The following is a 17,667-nucleotide window of genomic DNA, read 5'->3' as shown; positions in this document are numbered from 1 at the left end:
CTTTAAAGGGCGAGGGTTTCGCGCAGGTGCTTGAACAGCTTGCGCGAGCTGGTGGGCGGTTTACCCTGTTCGCGCTCACGCTGGGCGTTGCGAACTAATTGACGCAGCGTCTGGCGGTCGGTGTCGGGGTTCTCGGCCATGAACAAGTCGACCGCCGCATCGCCTTCGTCGATTAAGCGTTCCCGCCATTTTTCGAGTCGGTGAAACGCGTGGTCGCGCTGCTGCTGTTCCTGATCAATTGAATCGAACACCCGCTGAATGGCGGCAAGATCCTCTTTACGGATTAATTTGCCGACATACTGCATATGGCGGCGGCGCCCTTCATGAGAACGGATGCGCGCGGTTTCTTCGATCGCGCGCAGCATATCGTCAGAGAGGGGGAAACGGGCGCGTTCCGCCGGTCGCATGGCGATCAAAGTTTCCCCAAGTGCCTGTAAGGCATGCATTTCGCGTTTGAGTTGCGACTTGCTGGGGCGTTCTTCCTGCTCTTCTATTGCTACGGGATCGGGACGTTGCTTACGCATAGTGTGACTCACAGACAAGATTCGTGGCGGCATTATACCAGCTGCGAGAACAACATTGATTCCACCGAAGGCATTCGGTTGAGAAAGGAGGCCATATGGCACAGGCATTTGATGCATCGGCCCAGCAGTCGTTACTGACCGCCCGGGCAGAAGAGGCGCTCGCGCTGGCCAAGCGACTGGGCGCGGATGCCGCTGAAGTAGGCGCCAGCGTTGATCAAGGATTAGGCGTCAGCGTGCGCTTGGGTGAGGTTGAAACGGTAGAGTTATCGCGTGATCAAGGCATCGCCGTCACGCTATACGTGGGGCAGCGCAAAGGCAGCGCCTCGTCCACCGATGCTAGCAGTGTTTCGATTCAGGCGGTGGTTGAGAAAGCGCTGGCGATTGCCCGTTATACTGGCGAAGACCCGGCCTCGGGGTTGGCCGATCCGGCGCTAATGGCGACCGAGCTACCCGATTTAAAGGTGCACCACCCTTGGGCGCTAACGACCGATGAAGCCATTGAGTTAGCGCTTGCCTGCGAGCAGGCGGGGCGCGATGTTGAAGGCATTTACCAGTCGGATGGTGCGTCGCTCTCCAGCGGTGAAGGGGTGCGCGTTTACGCCAATAGCCACGGCTTTTTAGGCACTCAAAAGGGCAGTCGTCACTCGCTCTCGTGCATGCTGATTGCTCAAGACGCGGCAGGCATGCAGCGCGACTATGATTACACGTCCGCCCGTGATCCTCAGGCGCTGCGTGATCCCGCCGAGGTGGGCCGCGAAGCCGCCACCCGAACGCTGCGCAGGCTGGGCGCTAAACGCCCGCCAACGGGTACCTTCCCGGTGCTGTTTGACCCGTCATTGGCCGGTGGCTTGATCGGCCACTTGCTGGGCGGTTTAGCCGGCGGGGCGCTCTACCGTCAGGCCTCGTTTTTATGCGACCGGCTTGGCACGCCGCTGTTTCCCGACTGGTTTAGCCTTGAGGAGCGGCCGATGGAAATTGGCGCCACGGCAAGCTCGCCGTTCGATGGCGAGGGGGTGCAAACGCGCAACAATCGCTTTATCGATCAGGGCGCCATAGCCAGCTACATGCTCTCGTCCTACAGCGCTCGGCGGCTTGGCATGCAAACCACGGGGAACGCCGGGGGGGCACGTAACGTGCGTTTGAACGCGCCGCTGCAATCCCGCGATAGCCTGCTGCAAGAAATGGGGCGGGGTATTTGGGTCACTGAGCTAATGGGCCAAGGTGTCAACGGCGTGACCGGCGATTACTCGCGTGGGGCCGCAGGCTTTTGGGTCGAGAACGGCAAAGTGCAGTACCCGGTCGAAGAGTTCACGATCGCCGGAAATCTTGAACGGATGTTTGCAGGATTAGTGGGCGTTGGCGATGACACCGATACCCGTGGCAGTGTTCACACGGGTAGCTGGTTGATTGACGCCATGACGGTGGCGGGTGACTAAGCACTAAAAGCGGTTACTGGTCCTCTTCAAAGCGAGCGTCGAACAGTGCTTGAATGGCATCAAGCGCCTGTTCGGCGTCATCGCCTTCGGCGGTGATGGTAAGCTCGGTGCCGCAGGGAGCGGCAAGCATTAGCAGCGACATAATGTTAGCGGCGTCGGCCATCTGCCGCTGCTTATAGACACGTATGTCAGCCGCGAACTGCTGGCCACATTTGACCAGTTTCGTGGCTGCGCGGGCATGCAGGCCGCGTTGATTGGTGAGGGTAAGTGTTCGTTCTGGCACCCTGGTTCCTTTTCGCCGAGTGGTGTCATTAATCAAAAGAAGCGCTTAAGAAGTCTCTCGCGGCTCATCGGTGTGGCGCACGTTGGCTGGCGACGCGGCAGGCTGTTCGCTTAGAGTGTGTAGTGCAGCCCAAGCTCTCGATGGCGCAGCTGAACCTCTCCCATGCTCGCCGTTAGCCGTTTAGCGAGCTGCTCTGCCATATACACCGAACGGTGCTGGCCGCCGGTGCAGCCAATGGCGATTGTCATATAGCTACGCTGGCTGTTCAGGTAGGCCGGTAGCCAACGCTCAAGCCACGCCTGTATATCCTCGCTCATGGCGTCGACAATCGGGTAGCCGCTCAAAAAATCGACAATTTGCTCATCGCGGCCGGTAAATTGCCGCAAGGTCGGGTCCCAATAAGGGTTGGGCAGGCAACGTACGTCAAAGACCAGATCGGCATCCAGGGGGACGCCGCGCTTATAGCCGAACGATTCAAGCGTCAGGGTAAGCTGGTCGCGCTGCTGATGGGCGACTTGATCGGTAATACGGCGGCGTAAGTCGTGTACCGACAAGCGCGATGTGTCGATTAAAAGATCGGCCAGATCGCGAATACCGTGCAGCGTTTCTTCTTCTTTATTGATCGCTTCTTCGAGCGTCATTTCGCTATCGCGGGTCAGCGGATGGCGCCGCCGCGTGGCAGAATAACGCTCAAGCAGAATGCGCGCATCGGTGGTCAAATAGATCACTTGGAAATCTATCTGACGCTGGCGCAGCTCCTCTAGAAGCGAAGGTAATTGTTCCAGCGCCCCCGGTAAGTTACGCGCATCAATACTGACCGCCAAATGAGCACGGTCACCCTGGTCGCGTAATTCGTCCACCAACGACCCCAGTAGCATGGCAGGGAGGTTATCAATCGCGTAATAGCCGAGGTCTTCCAGCGCTTGCAATGCGATAGACTTACCGGACCCGGAGCGGCCGCTAATGATTACCAGTTGCATAGAATCTCTCTTTACTTTGCTCAAGCGGCATTGGTAGGGGTGGGCGAATAACCAACTGTCGTAAGACCAGCATCTTCGGTAACAGTGCATCCCCCTGCTGAGGGATGGTTACTCGCGAATTTTGGCGGTGATCAGCTCGAGTAGCTCACGCTGACTGCTGGCTTTGCGCAACTGCTGGCGGGTCCCCGCATCATTCATGATGGTGGCTACCTGACCTAGCAGGGAGAGGTGGGTGTCATCTGCTTCTTCTGGTACCAGCAGGACAAACACCAAGTCAACTGGTTCGCCGTCGATGGCGTCAAAATCAATCGCTTCTGAGAGCTTTAAAAACCCAGCGATCGGGGCAGCGCAATGGGGGCTGCGCGCGTGGGGAATAGCCACACCGTTGCCGATGCCGGTACTGCCTAAGCGCTCGCGGCCGATTAACCGGCTAAACACTTCTTGGCTGTCCAGGCTGGGAATATTTTGGGCAATAAAGGTGCTGTAAAACTCCAGCACCCTTTTTTTGCTGCCCCCGGGTACGTCAAATAGCACTCGTTCCGGGGGGAGTATGGTTTCCAACGTCATTGATTTAACGCACACCCGCGCCTTGGGCGCGCGCTTGTGCTTTTTCCTTATGTTTGACGAGTTGACGGTCAATTTTGTCCGCCAGGGCGTCGATCGCGGCGTACATATCACTGTCCTGGGCCTCCGCGTGTAAATCGGCACCGGCGGCATGCAGTGTACACGCGGCCTGCTGGCGCTCTTTCTCAACCGATAGGGTGACTTGCACCGTGGTTATATTGTCGTAATGGCGCTCTACACGCTCCAGCTTTTCATTAACATAGTCACGCAAGGCGTCAGTCAGTTCTACGTGATGACCAGTGATATTAACTTGCATTGACGTACTCCTTATCCATCGGACTGTGCTTTGATTGTAACCCTTTTTGCCATGTTGCAAAGCCCCTGTCGAGAGTTTCCTAAAACGGCAGCCGGGCCTAGCGCAAGCGACGCCGTTCGCTGGACGAGGGAATGCCCATGGCTTCGCGATATTTCGCCACCGTACGCCGCGCCACTTGAATCCCTCCCTCGTCTAACAGCGTGACCAAACGGCTGTCAGAAAGCGGTTTGCCGGGTGGTTCTTCGTGGATGAGTTTCTTGAGCCGAGCACGAATGGCGGTGCTGGAGTGGCTGTCGCCATCTTGGCCGCTCACCTGGCTTGAGAAAAAGTATTTGAGCTCGAACACGCCTCGAGGAGTATGGATATATTTTTGCGTCGTTACCCGCGAGATAGTCGACTCGTGCATCTCCACGGCGTCGGCAATATCGGCCAATATCAGCGGCTTCATGGCTTCCTCGCCGTGTTCCAAGAAACCAATTTGGCGGGTGACGATTTCACGCCCGACGCGCAGCAAAGTGTCGTTGCGGCTAGAGAGGCTTTTAATTAACCAACGCGCTTCCTGCAAGTGCTCTTTGAGAAACTGGTTGTCCTGGCTTTTATCCGCACGCTTTATCAAGCTGGCGTAGTCAGGCTGAATGCGCAGCCGCGGTAAGGCTTCAGGGTTAAGTTCTAAATGCCAGCCCTCATGGTCGTGGCGTACCACAAGGTCGGGCGTCACATAGCTGTCGTTGGTATCGCCGTAGGCACTGCCGGGGCGTGGGTCAAGGCCGCGAATCAATTGAATAACAGCGTTGAGCTGTTCGTCGTCGAGTCCCAAGCGCCGTTTTAGCAAGCGCATGTCATCCTTGCCTAAGGCCTCAAGAAATTGGCGCACAAGTCGGCGTGCGGGCACTAGCAGCGGGGTGTCATCGGGAAGGGCAGCGAGCTGCAGCATTAAACATTCGCGCAGGTCCCGGGCAAAGATACCGGTAGGTTCGAACTGCTGTAGTTTGAGCAGGATAGTTTCGACTTCGCGCTGGCTGAGTCCCTCCACGCCTTGAGCGCGGAGCCCTTCGCGAATGTCGTTAATCGGCTGGGTCAAATAGCCGTTGGCGTCCAGCGCGTCGATGAGGCTCTCGGCGACGAGCTGCTCGCGGGCACTGAAGTCGGTCATGGCAAGCTGCCATAAAAGATGGCCATGCAGGCTTTGGCCAGCGGCCTGGCGTTCGAAATCGGGGCCTTCGCTGCTGCCACTGCTACCCGTATTGCCCAGGTCTTGATAAGTGTCTGACCAGTCGCTATCGACGGATAATTCAGTGGGAATGCTCTCTGACCACTCCTCCTCTTTAGGCTCGCTGGCAGCCTCTTCGCTGAATTCGTCCTCCTGCTCCAGCATGGGGTTGGCATCTAGGGCCTGCTGGATTTCTTGACGTAGATCCAGCGTCGACAGCTGCAACAGAGCGATTGCCTGCTGCAGCTGAGGTGTCATGGTCAGCTGTGTGCCAATACGCAGCTGTAGAGAAGCTTTCATGACCATCTGAGAACCACTCGCTAATCGGAAAGGTTTACCCTAGTGCGAGTGGCTGTCAGGTGCAAGTGCAATAAGCATGCCATTGGTCGTAAAGTTGTTGCAGAGCGCTGTTTATCGGCAGAAAAAATGAGCGTAGGGATAAAAACAAGCCTACAGGCGGAAGTCGGCGCCTAAATAAACATCCCTTACTTTTTGGTTGTTGAGAATCGACGCCGGTGGGCCGCTGGCAATGATTTGACCATCGCCGACAATGTAGGCGATGTCGCAAATATCCAGGGTTTCGCGCACATTGTGGTCGGTAATCAGCACGCCGATATGGCGCTGCTTAAGGGCGCGAATGATGGTTTTGATCTCACCCACCGAAATGGGGTCAACGCCGGCAAAGGGTTCGTCGAGCAAGATAAAGGCGGGCTCAGTGGCGAGCGAGCGGGCAATTTCTACCCGCCGACGCTCACCGCCCGAAAGGCTCATGCCCAGGTTGTCGCGAATATGGCTGATGTGGAAATCGTCAAGCAGCGCCTCCAAGCGCTGTTCGCGGTCGCTGCGGCTAAGCGCTTTGCGGGTTTCGAGTATCGCCATAATATTGTCGGCAACCGACAGTTTACGGAAAATAGACGCCTCCTGGGGAAGGTAGCCAATCCCCGCCGCTGCGCGCTCGTGCATGGGTGCGCGGGTCAGATCCAGCGCGTCAATGCCCACGTTGCCCGCATCGGCTTTCACCAGCCCGACAATCATATAGAACGAGGTGGTTTTGCCCGCGCCATTCGGGCCGAGTAGGCCGACAATGCTGCCTTGGGCAATTTCCAGGTTGATATCTTTTACCACCCGGCGGCGCTTGTAACTTTTCGCCAAGTGGTGGGCATAGAGGGTTTTGATCGGCGCCGTTTCAGTCGTTTCAGCAGTTGCCACAAGTTGACTCCCTATTCTTCCGGCTGAAGGGTCATGCGAATCCGCTGGGGCTCGCTGCCGTCAACGTCTGAGCGCGCTTGAATCACTTCACGGTCAATAAAATATTCGAGCCGCCCGCCGTTAAAAGTATCTTGTCGTTGGATCAGTTCGGCTTGGTCGATCAGCTCCACCCGGCGTTCGGCGACGTGATAAATAATCCGCCGTGCCCAGCCTTCGGTAGGGGTGTCCTGGTTTTGCGCTTGATGGCGCAAGTAGGCGCGCTCACCGGTCGAGGTCGCGCGGGAAAGTTCGCCGGCGTCATTGCGTTGGATTTCGACCCGCTCGCCACGCAGCTGCATTTCGCCCTGGCGTACCTCCACATTTCCGGTGTAGACGGCGGTGCCGGCCCGCTGATCAAGATCTAAGCGGTCGGCTTCAACTTCCACAGGCGCTTGTTGCGGGGCAGCGTCGGGTTGGGCTGCCGCCGTGAACGGTAGCGCAAGCGCAAAAAGAGCAGCGTAAAAGAGGGTGTTGTCGATAAGCGCTTTCATGGCGATTCCTATTAACGTTGCGTGGTCGGCGGGTGGATGCCGCGGACATTGTCAGTGAGCCGAACCCGGCTATCGTCAAGCCATGCATCCATTCGTGACGCGGTCATTTGCTGGGGCGGTTGCTGCAGCATTACCGGTGTTTCGCTCCAGGCATGCCGGTGTAAACCATCATAGTGCAATTCTTGCGTATCCAGTTGCCAGCCTTCGTCCGGGGCGGTAAGTCGCGCTGAGCCCGTTAAAACCAGTTCCTGAGTCGCAGTATTGAGCGTGCCCTCATCGGCGTTGGCCAGCCATTGGCGGCTGTCGCTGTCGTACAATACCGCTCGGGGCTCTTCCGCCCAGGTGTCGTTGAGCTGAGGGGTATGAATCAGGCGCGGCGTTTTTAGCGACTGCATGATCTTGCCATCGTCACCAAACAGCGTTATTTCAGCGTTTTCCAGCACGTGGCCGGGCTCTTGGGCCTGCGCTTCGGGGTCGATGGCGGTTGGTTGCGGTCCGCCTGGGCCAAGCCATACCAGTAGCGCGCCCAGGGCAATAACCAGCCCCGCTAGCCAGGCGCGCGTTTTTAGCCGCTTAAACATTTACCCACGACCGTGCAAATAGGTATCGAGCACCGCGCCCCAGTGCCCCTGGGATTCAAGCAGTGTGTCGCAAATTTCGCGCACAGCGCCGTGCCCACCCAGTCGCTCCGTTGTCCAGTCGGCATGGGTGTGCATGTAGTGGGGGGCGTTGGGCACGGTGATGCCGACACCGCAGCGCTTGATAGCGGCGAGGTCGGGCAGGTCGTCGCCGCCATAGGCCACGTTTTCCAATGCTAAATCCAAACGCTGGCAAAGCCCCCGCAGAGTGGCTAGCTTGTCTTCGCAGCCTTGATGGACATGATCAATGCCAAGCGCCGCGGCGCGCTGGCTAACCATGGGTGAGTCCCGGCCGGTAATCAGGGCAACGTGGATGCCTACGCGTTTAAGCAGTTTTAATCCATGGCCGTCCTGGGTATGGAAGGCTTTGATTTCGATACCGTCAGCCTGGAAATAGAGACGACCGTCGGTCAGTACACCGTCAACATCCAGCGCCAATAGGCGGACGCGGCGGAGTTGATCAAGTAGCGCAGCAGATAGCGTCATAAAGTCTCCCTAAAAAATCGGTAGGTCTTGCTGTTGATTAGTTGCTGTTAATTGGTTAGATAACGCCGCTCGCCAGCAGGTCGTGCATATGCAACGCGCCAATGGGGCGCTGCTGTTCATCGACTACCGCCAGCGCCGTAATTCGGCTCTCTTCCATAATGCGCACGGCTTCTGCTGCCAGTATGTCGGGGCCAATGCGCTTGCCCGGCCGAGTCATCACATCATCGACGCGCACATCGTGCAGGTTATGAAATTGGTCCAAAGTGCGGCGTAGATCGCCGTCGGTGTAAACCCCGGCGAGGCGTCCGTCACTATCCACAACGCAGGTGAAGCCTAAGCCCTGCCGGGTAATTTCCAATAGCGCGTCGCGCAGTGGGCTGCCTAACGCGACCTGGGGCAACCGTTCGCCCGCGTGCATTAGGTCTCTAACGCGCAGCAGTAACCGTTTGCCCAGGCTGCCGCCGGGGTGGGAAAGGGCAAAATCTTCGGCAGTAAAGCCGCGCGCTTCGAGTAGCGCGACGGCGAGCGCGTCGCCCAGCGCCAGGGCCGCCGTGGTGGAGCTGGTAGGCGCGAGATCCAGAGGGCACGCTTCGCGTTCAACGCCGCTGTTCAGGTGCGCATCGGCGTGTTTGGCAAGAGTAGAATGAGGACGCCCCGTCATGCTTACCAGCGGCGTGCCCAGGCGCTTTAGCAGCGGCAGCAGGGCGGTCACTTCGGCGGTTTCGCCCGAATTGGAGAGCGCCAACACCACATCTGTGCGGGTAATCATGCCTAGATCGCCGTGACTAGCCTCCCCCGGATGCACAAAAAAGGCCGGTGTACCGGTGCTGGCAAGCGTCGCGGCGAGCTTGCCCGCTATATGGCCGGATTTCCCCATGCCGGTGACGACCACGCGCCCTTGGCAGGCCAGTATCAGCTCGCAGGCGTGGTCGAAACCTTCGTCAAGCTTGGCCTGGAGGCCGCCAATGGCTGCCTGCTCAATTTGCAGCGTACGCAGGGCACTTTCGCGTAGTAGGCTGGGTGGGGCCATGGCGTGATCTCTTAACGATTGAAAATATAAAAGCTATATCAAAACTAATAGCCGCTTAGAATAACACCTTGGCGCCCCTGATAGGCAGTGCTGAGCCCGCGGGTATGCTGGTAGACGCTATTAGTTAGTGAACCACTGGCGGATTAAGGCGCTTAAAATCGAGCGATAATGTTATGTAGCGTTATAGTACAATGTTTGATAACGTTTTAGAAACGCCGTTTTTTAACTGCGAGAGCAGCAAGTAAGGTATGATAGCCAATCAATATGATGCGCCTCGCTAAGGGTCAACTAAGCCATGACAGACGCTCCCTTTATCGAAATTGAAGAGCTTTATTTTTCACGCGGCGATTACGAGATTTTTCGCGGCGTGAACATGACCATCCCACGTGGCAAGGTAACCGCGATCATGGGGCCCAGCGGCTCCGGCAAAACCACGCTGCTCAAGCTGATAGGCGGGCAGTTGACGCCAGATCGGGGGCGGGTGTTGATTGACGGACAGGACGTGCATCGGCTATCCCGCAAAGCGTTGTTCTCGCTGCGTAAGCGGATGGGCATGCTGTTCCAAAGCGGCGCGCTTTTTTCCGATTTGGATGTATTTGAGAACGTCGCTTTTCCGCTGCGGGTGCATACCGACCTGCCCGATACCATGGTGCGTGACCTGGTGCTGCTTAAGTTGCAGGCGGTCGGTTTACGCGGCGCGTATCGGTTGACGCCCGCTGAACTGTCGGGGGGAATGGCGCGTCGGGTTGCCCTGGCGCGGGCGGTGGCACTCGATCCTGAGCTGATTTTGTACGACGAGCCGTTTGTGGGTCAGGATCCTATTTCCATGGGCGTGTTGGTCCAGCTGATTAAGCGTCTTAATCAAGCGTTGCAACTGACCTCGGTAGTGGTGTCGCACGATATTAAGGAAACCTTGAGTATTGCGGACTACCTCTATTTGATTTCGGATGGTCAGGTAATCGCTCATGGCACACCGCAAACCCTAGACACCAATCAAGACCCGCGGGTTAGCCAGTTTATTCACGGTGAACCCGATGGTCCGGTGCCGTTTCACTATCCCGCTGACGCTTTTTATCGCGATATCTTGGGTGACACCATGACCACGAAGGCAGGGTAAATGCAGTCAAAATTTTCTAGCAGCAGTGCCCGCATCACCCGGTTGGGGCGTAGAGGGTGCGATTTGATCGAAGCCTGGGGCCGGGCTGGCGTGTTTCTTGCTCAGTCGGCAGTCAGTGTGCCCTCTCGGGAGGGCTGGCGGCTATGGCTGCATCAGATGCACTTTGTGGGCGTGCTTTCGCTAGCCATTGTGCTGGTGTCGGGGCTGTTTATCGGCATGGTGCTGGCGCTGCAGGGATATACCATCTTGGTCGACTTTGGCGCTGAGCAGGCGTTGGGGCAAATGGTGGCACTTTCGCTATTGCGCGAACTCGCTCCCGTGGTGGCCGCGCTGTTGTTTGCTGGCAGGGCGGGCTCCGCCTTGACAGCTGAAATAGGTTTGATGAAAGCCACCGAACAGCTCACCAGCATGGAAATGATTGGCGTTGATCCGCTGCGTCGAGTGGTGGCTCCGCGCCTATGGGCCGGCTTTGTATCGCTGCCGATACTAACGATCGGGTTTGGCGTGGTGGGTATTTGGGGTGGCTACCTGGTAGGCGTCGAGTGGCTAGGCGTGTTTGAAGGCTCTTACTGGAGCAACATGCAGGCTAACGTGAATTTTATCAGCGATATTGGCAACGGTGTCATAAAAAGCATGGTATTCGCTGTGGTGGTCACCTGGATTGCGGTCTTCCAGGGCTACGACCTGGTGCCCACGTCTGAAGGTATTTCGCGCGCGACCACGCGTACGGTGGTGTATTCGTCGCTTGCAGTTCTGGGGCTTGATTTTGTCTTAACTGCCGTTATGTTTGGCGGTCTTTAATGGGTGGAGCAGTTTCATGAAACGCAGTAAAACCATGGAGTTCGGTGTTGGTCTGTTTATGATCGCGGGCATCTTGGGACTGGTATTCCTCGGCTTGCGTGTCAGTGGTTTAACGCTCTCTGCGCCCAATCAGTCGTTTCAATTGGAAGCCAATTTCGCCAATATTGGCAGCTTAAAACCACGTGCTCGGGTCACCATGGCCGGGGTGACGGTGGGGCGGGTTGAATCCATTGAGCTGGATACCCAGTGGTACGATGCGCGTGTGGTAATGAGCCTGGATAGCGAGCTTGAGGGCCAGCTGTCTCGAGATTCCATTGCCTCTATTTTGACGGCCGGTCTATTAGGCGAACAGTACGTCGGCCTTAGCGTGGGCGGGGATCCCGAGACGTTGGAAGATGGGGATGCCATTCGTGATACCCAGTCGGCGCTGGTATTAGAAGAACTTATCCAGCAGTTTGTGTCCAATATGGCAAGTAATTAAACACTAATCCAACGTAGGTTGGGGTAGGGAGGTAGACGTTATGAAGGGAGTAAGCTGGGTGCTAAGTCGTTGGGTATTAGCGGTTACGACGATGATCGCATTATTGGCGTCGCTGCAGACGCAAGCGCAGTCTCAGACGCCAGAAGAGCTGATTCGCGATAACGTTGAGTCACTGATGGCGGATATCGAAGGGCGTAAGGAGTACTACGCCAATAATCTTGACGAACTTGAAGCTTTGGTAGATAGCAATCTGGAACAAGTGGCCGATTTTCGCTATATCGGGGCTAGCGTCATGGGCAATTATTTCCGCAATGCTACCCCAGAACAGCGCCGCCGGTTTGCCGAGGTGTTTCGTCAAACGCTGATTGATACGTACACCCGTGGTCTGGTGACATTTGATTACGAAGAGCTGCGGGTATTGGATAACCAGCAGTCTCAGCGTTATGAGGATCAGGCCAATGTTGCTATGGAAGTGGTCGCTGATGACGGTGACGTCTACCCGGTGAGCTATAGCTTGCGGCGCTCTGACGGTGAATGGCGGGTGGTCAATGTGATCGTTAATGGCATTAATCTGGGGTTAACCTTCCGTAACCAGTTTGATCAAGCCATGCGCGATAATAACCGCGACTACGATGCGGTCATCGATGGCTGGTCACCTGACGTGGGTGTTGAAGAGCTGGAGCAGGGAGGCGATGCGTGACAGCCCTATTCTCGCGCGGTAGCGTTGCTGTGGTTGAAGAGGGTGAAACCTTGTCGGTGACAGGCGATGTGGATGTGACGCTGGCGGCCGATGTGGCCGCCAGTGGCGTTCAATGGCTGCAGTCAACGTCGCTTTCAGCGGTTACGCTGGATTTTAGCCAGGTTAATAAAGCTAGCAGCGTTGCTATTAGCGTCCTGTTTGAATGGTTACGTATTTGTCAGCAGCGTGCTATCAGTGTCCAGGCGATACATTTTTCAGCGCCTTTGTTGCGGCTTGCGTCCCTAGCGGAGCTGGATGATTTAATCGAACACCCAGCGGCCACGCTGGGTGTTTAATGCGCCGCCATCGCCAAGCGCGCTGGTTTTCTTTATTATGTCGCTCCAATCACGCTTATCAATAATGACGACCCCAAAGGAGTTTTTTGCGCCATGCAACCCAACGAGGTTAAAGCACTGCTTGAATCCCGCATCGACGGATGCCAGTTTCATATCCAGGGTGAAGGCTGTAATTTTCAGGTGATTGCGGTTGGTGATGCCTTTGAAGGTCTCTCTCCGGTGAAACGTCAGCAGCTAGTTTACGCTGCGCTTAGCGACGAGATCGCCTCGGGGGCGCTCCACGCCATTAGCATCAAAACGTTTACCCCGACGCAGTGGCAAACTGCGCCGGAAAACGTCCAATAACGGCCGCCAAATGGATAAATTACTTATTACTGGCAACGGGTCAGTAGACGGTGAAGTATGGGCAAGCGGCGCTAAAAATGCCGCGCTGCCCATCCTGTGTGCCAGCCTATTGGCCGATGGACCGGTGGTGATTGGCAATTTGCCCCATCTACAAGATATTACCACCACGCTAGAGCTGCTCGGCCGCATGGGGGTTGAGCCGGTGATGGGTGAAAAGCTAAGTATCCAGCTGGATGGTTCGCAGGTCACTCAATGCCACGCGCCCTATGAATTAGTCAAAAAGATGCGCGCCTCCATCCTGGTGCTGGGCCCTCTGCTTGCCCACTTCGGTAAAGCCGATGTGTCGTTGCCCGGTGGCTGTGCCATTGGCTCGCGTCCTGTCGATTTGCATATCCGTGGCCTGGAGGCCATGGGCGCTAAGATTCGCGTTGAGGCTGGCTATATCCGGGCGAGCGTCGATGGCCGCTTGAAAGGGGCGACGATTTACTTCGATACCGTAACGGTCACCGGTACCGAAAATTTGCTGATGGCCGCAACCTTGGCCGACGGCAAAACCGTGCTGGAAAATGCTGCCCGCGAGCCTGAAATCGTCGACTTGGCGGAGTGTTTGATCAAAATGGGCGCTAAAATCAGCGGCCAAGGGACTGACACCATTATCATCGAGGGTGTCGAAAAGCTCCACGGCTGCGAGCACGATGTGATGCCTGACCGTATTGAAACGGGCACTTTCCTGGTCGCCGCCGCCATGACCGGCGGGCGCGTTAAAGTTAACCGCACGCGGGCAGATATCCTCGATGCGGTGATTGCCAAGCTCGAAGAAGCCGGGGCCGAGGTGACTAGCGGTGAGGGCTGGATTGCCCTGGATATGCATGGCAAGCGTCCTACTGCCGTCAATATTCGCACCGCGCCCTATCCGGCATTCCCGACGGATATGCAGGCACAGTTCGTGGCCATGAACGCCGTCGCCGTGGGGCATTCTCGGGTGGTCGAGACCATCTTTGAAAATCGCTTTATGCACGTTCAAGAACTCAACCGCATGGGCGCTAATATTGTGCTGGAAGGCAACACCGCCTTGATTGAAGGGGTTGAGAAGCTTTCCGGTGCGCCGGTGATGGCAACCGACCTGCGTGCTTCTGCTTCGCTAGTGATTGCAGCCATGATGGCTGAGGGCGAAACCCTGGTAGATCGTATCTATCACATTGATCGTGGCTACGAATGCATCGAAGAAAAACTGCAGCTGCTGGGTGCGCGTATTCGCCGTATTCCTGGGTAAGTCATGCTATTAATCTCCTGCATGCGAATAACGACGGGCCGACACGATGAGTAAGCAACTGATTTTAGCCCTCTCGAAGGGCCGTATCCTGGAAGAGACGCTGCCGCTGCTAGCCGACGCGGGTATTGCCCCCGTTGAAGATCTCAGCAAAAGCCGCAAGCTACTCTTTGCTACCAACCTGCCCGATGTAAAGCTGGTGGTTATCCGCGCCACCGACGTGCCCACCTACGTTCAGCTCGGGGCCGCCGATGTAGGGATTGCAGGTAAAGATGTGCTGCTGGAGCACGGCGCTGAAGGGTTTTATGAGCCGTTAGATCTCGATATTGCCCGTTGCAAATTGATGACGGCTGGCGTTACCGGTGAATTGCCTGCCCGTGCGCGGCGCCGGGTGGCGACTAAGTTTGTCAATATCGCGCGCCGCTACTACGCCGAGCAGGGCATCCAGGCCGAAGTCATCAAGCTCTATGGCGCCATGGAACTTGCGCCTTTGATGAATCTGGCCGATGAAATTGTCGATATTGTCGATACTGGCAATACCTTACGTGCCAACGGCATGGAGCCGCGTGAATTAATCGCCCATATCAGCACGCGATTGATCGTCAATAAGGCCGCCATGACCATGAAACATGAGCGTATTAAGCCGTTATTGGCCCGTTTAGACAGTGCGGTTAAAAAGCGTCAGGCACAGCTTGCCGAATAACCTGAGGTGACCTATGAGCGATCCTACTAGCGAACAAGCGATCAGCGAACAGCCCACGATTACTCGTCTATCGACGAACGATACGGGCTTCCATCAGCGGCTTGATAGTCTGCTGGATTGGGAAGGCGTGTCTGATAAGGCGGTGCGAACGCGGGTTGAGGAAATACTCGCCAGCGTTAAGCAGCGTGGTGACGCGGCCGTTATTGAAGCCACGAATCGTTTTGACCGGCTCGCTGTGACCCAGATGGAAGAGTTACAGTTAACCCCTGAGCAGTTAAAGCGAGCGTTTGATCACCTGCCCGCCGAGCAGCGCGGGGCGTTGTCTAGCGCCGCCGAGCGGATTAAGCGTTACCACGAGCGTCAAAAGCCTGATTCTTGGCAGTATCAAGAGGCCGATGGCACGGTGTTAGGGCAGAAAGTCACCCCGCTGGATCGCGCCGGCATCTATGTTCCCGGTGGCAAGGCGGCGTACCCCTCGTCGGTGCTGATGAATGCGATTCCAGCCCACGTAGCCGGTGTGCGCGAAATCGTGATGGTCGTACCCACGCCTGACGGCGTATTAAACGAGCTGGTGCTGGCGGCTGCACATTTAGCCGGTGTTGACTACGTCTTCACCATCGGTGGGGCTCAAGCCATCGCCGCACTTGCGTATGGCACAGAAAGCGTTCCTCGGGTCGATAAAATCGTCGGGCCGGGTAATATCTATGTCGCCACGGCAAAGCGCGCCGTGTTTGGTCAAGTGGGTATCGATATGATTGCCGGCCCATCGGAAATTATGGTGGTTTCCGATGGACAGACCGATCCCGAGTGGCTGGCGATGGATCTATTCTCTCAGGCCGAGCACGACGAAGACGCTCAGGCAATCTTAGTTAGTTGGGATTCTGACCACCTGGATGCCGTGGAAGCGGCGATTGAGCGGCTGCTGCCGAGCTTAGAGCGCGCAGAGATCGTGCGTGAGTCGCTGCGTAAGCGGGGCGCATTGATTCACTGCCAGGATGCTCAAGACGCCATTGCCATGATTAACCGCATTGCGCCTGAGCACCTGGAGCTTTCGGTGTCTGAGCCTGAGACATGGTTGGATGATATTCGTCATGCTGGGGCGATCTTTATGGGGCGCTATACCGCTGAAGCCCTAGGCGATTACTGTGCCGGGCCCAATCACGTCTTGCCTACCTCCGGTACAGCGCGCTTCTCTTCACCGCTGGGCGTTTACGACTTTCAGAAACGCTCTTCGATTATTCATTGTTCTGCTGCCGGTGCTTCTGAGCTGGGCAAAATCGCCTCGGTACTTGCGCGAGGGGAATCGTTAACCGCTCACGCGCGCTCAGCGGAGTACCGGATTCGCGACTGATGCTGCTAAAAGGCGCCTAAGCCGTAGGTGCGCTAGGCGTTTATATGCGGCCGTTAATGAGATCATTATGAGCCGCGTTGGCGTGGCATGCCTTCTTCGTTAACCGTGGGGGTGGGCGGCGGGCGTTCTCCCACCTCAAGGGTCATTTGCATGCGCTCGCCGCTGCGTACGATCGTCAGCGGAAGGGACGTGCCGGGTGGGATGGAAGCAATGTCACTCATGGCGGTACGTGCATCCAAAATAGGCTCTCCATCGACGGCGAGCAAAACGTCCCCCGGCTCTAGTCCCGCTTTGTCGGCTGGGCCGTTATTGACGACCCCCGCGATAATGACCCCCTGCGGCGTCTGCAGGCCAAAAGAGGCGGCCAGTTCGCGTGACAGCGCCTGCGCCTCGATACCCAGCCAGCCGCGAATCACGCGGCCTTGGGTGACCAGTTCATCAAGAATGCTATGGGCGAGGTTGGCAGGAATCGCAAACCCAATGCCCTGCGACCCGCCTGAGCGTGAAAAAATCGCGGTATTAATGCCAACCATGGCGCCCTCTGGGTTGACCAGCGCGCCGCCTGAATTGCCCGGATTGATGGCGGCATCGGTTTGAATGAAGTCTTCGTAGGCGTTAAGGCCGAGGTGGTTGCGTCCTGTCGCGCTAATGATCCCCATCGTGACGGTTTGTCCTACGCCAAAGGGGTTGCCAATGGCCAGCGCCACATCGCCTACCGCGACATCGGCTGAGTCCGTCAGCTCTATCACTGGCAAGTCGTCCAGGTTAATTCTTAACACGGCCAAGTCGCTCTCAGGGTCGGTGCCGATCACTTCGGCCAGTGTCTCACGACCATCGCGCAAGGCTACCTGGATCTCGTCGGCACCGTTGATGACATGGTGATTGGTCAGCACATAGCCGTCCTCGCTAACGATCACCCCGGAGCCTAGGCTCGAAAGCATGCGTTGGTGGGTTGTCGCGTCATCGCCCTGGTTATCAAAAAACTGTTGGAAAAATGGGTCCGACATCAGCGGGTGCTGATCGCGCTCAACAATTCGCGACGAGTAGATATTAACGACCGCGGGCGCCGCTTGGTTCACCGCGTGAGAGTAGCTTGCAGGCCCTTGGTTGCGGGTTAGCGGTGCTGCCTGGTGAATTTCGGGCGCAGGGCGGTTAGTATCTCGCTCAACGGCGGCCGGCGTCGTGGAAATGGCAGGCGCCGGCGTTTGGGGGGGCGTATCACTCAACGGATTAGGCAGTCGTTCGGGGAGAGCAACTAAAATTAATATAGCGAGCAGTACGCCTGTGATGACAGGCCATAGGTAAGGCAGCACATAGCGTCGCATGCAAACATTCCTTAACGGGGTCGGTCTCGCTAT

22 protein-coding genes are annotated in these 17,667 nt (G+C 56.8%); 10 read left to right on the top strand and 12 right to left on the bottom strand.

Annotated elements, in window-relative coordinates; all coding sequences use genetic code 11:
- Positions 1–2 precede the first annotated feature (2 nt).
- Positions 3–524 (bottom strand): ribosome biogenesis factor YjgA, encoded by a 522-nt coding sequence (gene yjgA, locus HVA01_RS06205; RefSeq protein ID WP_146873992.1) that lies wholly within the window; start codon positions 522–524, stop codon positions 3–5.
- 95 nt (positions 525–619) lie between these two features.
- Here yjgA and pmbA point away from each other — a divergent pair, with 95 nt between their 5' ends.
- Positions 620–1,960, top strand: coding sequence for a metalloprotease PmbA (gene pmbA, locus HVA01_RS06200; protein WP_146873990.1), 1,341 nt, complete (start codon positions 620–622; stop codon positions 1,958–1,960).
- Between the two features lie 13 nt (positions 1,961–1,973).
- Here the strand turns inward: pmbA and HVA01_RS06195 are convergent, their stop codons facing one another.
- The 10 genes from HVA01_RS06195 to HVA01_RS06150 all read right to left on the bottom strand — a co-directional run bounded on the left by HVA01_RS06195 (position 1,974) and on the right by HVA01_RS06150 (position 9,206).
- Positions 1,974–2,243, bottom strand: a complete 270-nt coding sequence (locus HVA01_RS06195) for an HPr family phosphocarrier protein (protein ID WP_146873988.1) — start codon at positions 2,241–2,243, stop codon at positions 1,974–1,976.
- Positions 2,244–2,353: 110 nt separating this feature from the next.
- Complete coding sequence (rapZ, locus tag HVA01_RS06190) at positions 2,354–3,223, bottom strand: RNase adapter RapZ (protein ID WP_146873986.1); 870 nt, start codon at positions 3,221–3,223, stop codon at positions 2,354–2,356.
- Positions 3,224–3,331: 108 nt separating this feature from the next.
- Complete coding sequence (locus tag HVA01_RS06185; protein WP_146873984.1) at positions 3,332–3,790, bottom strand: PTS sugar transporter subunit IIA; 459 nt, start codon at positions 3,788–3,790, stop codon at positions 3,332–3,334.
- A 4-nt stretch (positions 3,791–3,794) separates the two neighbouring features.
- A complete protein-coding gene (gene hpf, locus HVA01_RS06180) occupies positions 3,795–4,103 on the bottom strand; it encodes a ribosome hibernation-promoting factor, HPF/YfiA family (protein ID WP_146873982.1) in 309 nt (102 codons plus the stop codon).
- Between the two features lie 97 nt (positions 4,104–4,200).
- On the bottom strand, positions 4,201–5,619 hold the full coding sequence (locus HVA01_RS06175; RefSeq protein WP_146873980.1) for an RNA polymerase factor sigma-54: 1,419 nt from the start codon (positions 5,617–5,619) through the stop codon (positions 4,201–4,203).
- Positions 5,620–5,763: 144 nt separating this feature from the next.
- Positions 5,764–6,489, bottom strand: coding sequence for an LPS export ABC transporter ATP-binding protein (lptB, locus tag HVA01_RS06170; RefSeq protein ID WP_146874226.1), 726 nt, complete (start codon positions 6,487–6,489; stop codon positions 5,764–5,766).
- A gap of 44 nt (positions 6,490–6,533) precedes the next feature.
- Positions 6,534–7,052 carry a lipopolysaccharide transport periplasmic protein LptA gene (gene lptA / locus HVA01_RS06165; protein ID WP_146873978.1) on the bottom strand — a complete coding sequence of 173 codons (519 nt, stop codon included), beginning with the start codon at positions 7,050–7,052 and terminating at the stop codon, positions 6,534–6,536.
- 11 nt (positions 7,053–7,063) lie between these two features.
- A complete protein-coding gene (gene lptC, locus HVA01_RS06160; protein ID WP_146873976.1) occupies positions 7,064–7,633 on the bottom strand; it encodes an LPS export ABC transporter periplasmic protein LptC in 570 nt (189 codons plus the stop codon).
- Positions 7,634–8,176, bottom strand: coding sequence for a KdsC family phosphatase (locus HVA01_RS06155; RefSeq protein ID WP_146873974.1), 543 nt, complete (start codon positions 8,174–8,176; stop codon positions 7,634–7,636).
- Between the two features lie 55 nt (positions 8,177–8,231).
- The gene (locus HVA01_RS06150) at positions 8,232–9,206 is read right to left on the bottom strand and encodes a KpsF/GutQ family sugar-phosphate isomerase (protein WP_146873972.1); all 975 of its coding nucleotides are present in this window, start codon (positions 9,204–9,206) and stop codon (positions 8,232–8,234) included.
- A 295-nt stretch (positions 9,207–9,501) separates the two neighbouring features.
- On the opposite strand from HVA01_RS06150, the gene HVA01_RS06145 reads away from it, so the two are divergent.
- The 9 genes from HVA01_RS06145 to hisD all read left to right on the top strand — a co-directional run bounded on the left by HVA01_RS06145 (position 9,502) and on the right by hisD (position 16,309).
- Positions 9,502–10,323: an ATP-binding cassette domain-containing protein gene (locus tag HVA01_RS06145; RefSeq protein ID WP_146873970.1), complete on the top strand. Its 822-nt coding sequence runs from the start codon at positions 9,502–9,504 to the stop codon at positions 10,321–10,323.
- Positions 10,324–11,124, top strand: a complete 801-nt coding sequence (mlaE, locus tag HVA01_RS06140; protein WP_146873968.1) for a lipid asymmetry maintenance ABC transporter permease subunit MlaE — start codon at positions 10,324–10,326, stop codon at positions 11,122–11,124.
- 16 nt (positions 11,125–11,140) lie between these two features.
- A complete protein-coding gene (gene mlaD, locus HVA01_RS06135; protein WP_146873966.1) occupies positions 11,141–11,605 on the top strand; it encodes an outer membrane lipid asymmetry maintenance protein MlaD in 465 nt (154 codons plus the stop codon).
- 40 nt (positions 11,606–11,645) lie between these two features.
- The gene (locus HVA01_RS06130; RefSeq protein WP_146873964.1) at positions 11,646–12,305 is read left to right on the top strand and encodes an MlaC/ttg2D family ABC transporter substrate-binding protein; all 660 of its coding nucleotides are present in this window, start codon (positions 11,646–11,648) and stop codon (positions 12,303–12,305) included.
- Complete coding sequence (locus tag HVA01_RS06125) at positions 12,302–12,640, top strand: STAS domain-containing protein (protein ID WP_146873963.1); 339 nt, start codon at positions 12,302–12,304, stop codon at positions 12,638–12,640. Before HVA01_RS06130 ends, HVA01_RS06125 begins: the two co-directional genes overlap by 4 nt.
- Before the next feature lie 93 nt (positions 12,641–12,733).
- The gene (locus tag HVA01_RS06120) at positions 12,734–12,985 is read left to right on the top strand and encodes a BolA family protein (protein ID WP_146873961.1); all 252 of its coding nucleotides are present in this window, start codon (positions 12,734–12,736) and stop codon (positions 12,983–12,985) included.
- Between the two features lie 10 nt (positions 12,986–12,995).
- On the top strand, positions 12,996–14,258 hold the full coding sequence (gene murA, locus HVA01_RS06115) for a UDP-N-acetylglucosamine 1-carboxyvinyltransferase (RefSeq protein ID WP_146873959.1): 1,263 nt from the start codon (positions 12,996–12,998) through the stop codon (positions 14,256–14,258).
- Positions 14,259–14,304: 46 nt separating this feature from the next.
- Positions 14,305–14,958, top strand: a complete 654-nt coding sequence (gene hisG, locus HVA01_RS06110) for an ATP phosphoribosyltransferase (RefSeq protein WP_146873957.1) — start codon at positions 14,305–14,307, stop codon at positions 14,956–14,958.
- A gap of 13 nt (positions 14,959–14,971) precedes the next feature.
- Positions 14,972–16,309, top strand: a complete 1,338-nt coding sequence (hisD, locus tag HVA01_RS06105; protein ID WP_146873955.1) for a histidinol dehydrogenase — start codon at positions 14,972–14,974, stop codon at positions 16,307–16,309.
- Between the two features lie 65 nt (positions 16,310–16,374).
- Here hisD and HVA01_RS06100 read toward each other — a convergent pair whose 3' ends face one another.
- A complete protein-coding gene (locus HVA01_RS06100) occupies positions 16,375–17,634 on the bottom strand; it encodes a Do family serine endopeptidase (protein WP_146873953.1) in 1,260 nt (419 codons plus the stop codon).
- Positions 17,635–17,667: the final 33 nt, after the last annotated feature.

The sequence above is a fragment of the Halovibrio variabilis genome, from assembly GCF_007991175.1.
Taxonomy (GTDB): Bacteria; Pseudomonadota; Gammaproteobacteria; order Pseudomonadales; family Halomonadaceae; genus Vreelandella; species Vreelandella variabilis.
The sequence above is the reverse complement of the archived record's forward strand: the minus strand, read 5'-3'. Positions and strand labels throughout refer to the sequence as shown.

Coding starts and splice junctions, on each gene's coding strand:
- pmbA (WP_146873990.1), top strand. CDS start 620: ATGGCACAGGCATTTGATGCATCGGCCCAGCAGTCGTTACTGACCGCC.
- murA (WP_146873959.1), top strand. CDS start 12,996: ATGGATAAATTACTTATTACTGGCAACGGGTCAGTAGACGGTGAAGTA.
- HVA01_RS06130 (WP_146873964.1), top strand. CDS start 11,646: ATGAAGGGAGTAAGCTGGGTGCTAAGTCGTTGGGTATTAGCGGTTACG.
- HVA01_RS06155 (WP_146873974.1), bottom strand. CDS start 8,176: ATGACGCTATCTGCTGCGCTACTTGATCAACTCCGCCGCGTCCGCCTA.
- lptC (WP_146873976.1), bottom strand. CDS start 7,633: ATGTTTAAGCGGCTAAAAACGCGCGCCTGGCTAGCGGGGCTGGTTATT.
- rapZ (WP_146873986.1), bottom strand. CDS start 3,223: ATGCAACTGGTAATCATTAGCGGCCGCTCCGGGTCCGGTAAGTCTATC.
- HVA01_RS06120 (WP_146873961.1), top strand. CDS start 12,734: ATGCAACCCAACGAGGTTAAAGCACTGCTTGAATCCCGCATCGACGGA.
- mlaD (WP_146873966.1), top strand. CDS start 11,141: ATGAAACGCAGTAAAACCATGGAGTTCGGTGTTGGTCTGTTTATGATC.
- hisG (WP_146873957.1), top strand. CDS start 14,305: ATGAGTAAGCAACTGATTTTAGCCCTCTCGAAGGGCCGTATCCTGGAA.
- HVA01_RS06185 (WP_146873984.1), bottom strand. CDS start 3,790: ATGACGTTGGAAACCATACTCCCCCCGGAACGAGTGCTATTTGACGTA.
- HVA01_RS06100 (WP_146873953.1), bottom strand. CDS start 17,634: ATGCGACGCTATGTGCTGCCTTACCTATGGCCTGTCATCACAGGCGTA.
- hisD (WP_146873955.1), top strand. CDS start 14,972: ATGAGCGATCCTACTAGCGAACAAGCGATCAGCGAACAGCCCACGATT.
- hpf (WP_146873982.1), bottom strand. CDS start 4,103: ATGCAAGTTAATATCACTGGTCATCACGTAGAACTGACTGACGCCTTG.
- mlaE (WP_146873968.1), top strand. CDS start 10,324: ATGCAGTCAAAATTTTCTAGCAGCAGTGCCCGCATCACCCGGTTGGGG.
- HVA01_RS06150 (WP_146873972.1), bottom strand. CDS start 9,206: ATGGCCCCACCCAGCCTACTACGCGAAAGTGCCCTGCGTACGCTGCAA.
- yjgA (WP_146873992.1), bottom strand. CDS start 524: ATGCGTAAGCAACGTCCCGATCCCGTAGCAATAGAAGAGCAGGAAGAA.
- HVA01_RS06175 (WP_146873980.1), bottom strand. CDS start 5,619: ATGGTCATGAAAGCTTCTCTACAGCTGCGTATTGGCACACAGCTGACC.
- HVA01_RS06145 (WP_146873970.1), top strand. CDS start 9,502: ATGACAGACGCTCCCTTTATCGAAATTGAAGAGCTTTATTTTTCACGC.
- lptA (WP_146873978.1), bottom strand. CDS start 7,052: ATGAAAGCGCTTATCGACAACACCCTCTTTTACGCTGCTCTTTTTGCG.